1 protein-coding gene and 1 pseudogene are annotated in these 2,344 nt (G+C 40.4%); both read left to right on the plus strand.

Features of this window, described 5'->3' with window-relative positions; translation table 11 throughout:
* The first annotated feature begins 307 nt into the window (after positions 1 to 307).
* A complete protein-coding gene (glmM, locus tag F6K22_RS38955; RefSeq protein WP_293110308.1) occupies positions 308 to 1,765 on the plus strand; it encodes a phosphoglucosamine mutase in 1,458 nt (485 codons plus the stop codon).
* Between the two features lie 203 nt (positions 1,766 to 1,968).
* A pseudogene (locus F6K22_RS38960) lies at positions 1,969 to 2,344 on the plus strand (hypothetical protein); the annotation flags it as partial.

Genomic DNA, 2,344 nt, shown 5'->3' on the forward strand with positions numbered 1-2,344 from the left:
ACAAACCTTGTTCTTACTTACTATTTCTATTATACCAGACTTTTACTCCGGGTTAAAACCCGCGCGTCGTTATTCATCCAGCCGTTAAAACAGGCTGGCTAACTTCCTCCCGACGCTTTTTAGGTTTGACTTATATTGATGATGAACCTGAGACAAAGAAAAGCTTTTGCCACTGTTCCCTGTTCCCTGTTCCCTGTTCCCTGTTCTCTGCTATAGGTAAATAATTCAAAATTATGTATTCAATCCGGAAGTGCTATTCTCTTTGTTGAGAGTGAGAATAACTTAATCTTGACGAGGAGTGAAAATTATGGTAGCAACACCATCATTCAGACCAACTTATGGACAAAACACTTTTAACTTATCACCCACAGCAATAACAACAACATTGCCTTGGAACAATACCTCACTGCCCACAACTCGCTTATTCGGTACAGATGGCATCCGGGGTAAAGCAGGAGAACTACTAAATGCCCCCCTAGCCCTACAAATAGGTTTTTGGGCAGGACAAGTATTGCGCCAATATTATCAAAATCCCGGCCTTGTAATTATGGGTCAAGATACAAGAAATTCAGGTAATATGTTGGCCATGGCTCTGTCAGCAGGTTTAACAGCAGCAGGTTTAGAAGTTTGGAATTTAGGTTTATGCCCCACTCCTTGCATTGCCTATCTTACTAGCGTTTCAGCAGCAATAGGTGGAATAATGATTTCTGCTAGTCATAACCCACCCGAAGATAATGGAATAAAATTTTTTGGCTCCGATGGTACAAAACTCTCTTCAGAATTACAGAAACAGATAGAATCTGGAATTAGAGGAACGGCAGATTTTCCAACTATCCATAGTAACTGGGGACAGCATTACCATAGACCAGAATTAGTCAAAGAGTACCAAGCATCTCTACATTCTCCTTTAATACCAGGACATTTTCAGGGAATGAAAATAGTTCTGGACTTAGCTTGGGGAGCGGCAGTTCATACAGCCCCAGAAGTTTTTCAGGCAATGGGGGCAGAAGTTATTTGTTTGCATGACCAACCAAATGGCGATCTGATTAATGTTAACTGTGGTTCAACCCATCTTCATACTCTCCAACAAGCAGTAATAGAAAACAAAGCTGATATGGGATTTGCCTTTGATGGAGATGCTGACCGAGTATTGGCAGTAGATTCTCAAGGTCGTTCTATAGATGGAGATTATATACTCTACTTTTGGGGCCAAAGCTTAAGTCAGGCAGGGTTACTACCAAAAAATTTAATTGTTACTACAGTTATGGCCAACTTAGGCTTTGAACGTGCTTGGCACAAACAGGGTGGACAAATATTACGAACAAAAGTTGGAGACCAATATGTTCACGCAGAAATGCAGCGCACAGGTTCAATGTTAGGAGGAGAACAGTCAGGACATATTTTATCTCCTCACTATGGCATAACGGGAGATGGTCTAATGACAGCCTTACATTTAGCAACCCTAGTCAAAAACTCACGAGTCTCCTTAGCCGAATTAGTAGACCAAAGCTTTCAGACCTATCCCCAACTACTCCGAAATATCCGGGTTGAAGACCGCGATCGCCGAGTTAATTGGCAAAAGTGCGAACCATTAGTCAGAGCTATAGAAGAAGCAGAAACCGCCCTAGCAGATTTTGGAAGGGTATTAGTCCGAGCCTCTGGCACAGAGCCAGTCATTCGAGTTATGGTAGAAGCAATTAATGCTGAACTAGCAAACTCTTGGACTGAGAACTTAGTTTTAGCAGTCCAGCAGCATCTGGTGTGACTTACCCACATACAGAATGAATGAATGCAGAATGCAGAATTAACAAGAATTGAGAATGAATGAATGCAGAATGTAGAATTATTAAATTAAGAAATTAACAAGTTAACCATTTTTGAATTCTAAATTCTTAATTTTAAATTCTCAATTCATATAGACCATTTTTGAATTCTAAATTCTTAATTCTTAATTCTAAATTTATAAGAATGCCAACAAAACAAAAGTCTAAAAAAAAATTAAAAAGCAAATCAAAAAAGAAAGGCAAACCTGCTGCTCCTCAGATTAGCAAAAAGGAGCTAGCTGCGAGAAAACGCCAAAGAGCCAAACAAATTCAGGAGGCCATCGGCGCTCTAGTTACTTATGGTGGTTTGGGTGCTGTTATTGGCATAACATTATTTTTTCTAGCAGAACCAAAAATAGCCCTTGCTGGTGGTGGTGGTGTAGCAGTTTTAGGTCTTTCCTTCAAGTATCCAATGGTAGGGCTTTGGGGATTTATGATCTATATGCCCTTTGCTGGCACCGTCACTTACTGGATCGGTGGAGGAAGTCCCATATTTCAGTTAGCTAAAGATGGCTTCTTCA

The sequence above is a fragment of the Okeania sp. SIO2F4 genome (genome assembly GCF_010672385.1).
Classification (GTDB): Bacteria; Cyanobacteriota; Cyanobacteriia; order Cyanobacteriales; family Microcoleaceae; genus Trichodesmium.

Coding starts and splice junctions, on each gene's coding strand:
- glmM (WP_293110308.1), top strand. CDS start 308: ATGGTAGCAACACCATCATTCAGACCAACTTATGGACAAAACACTTTT.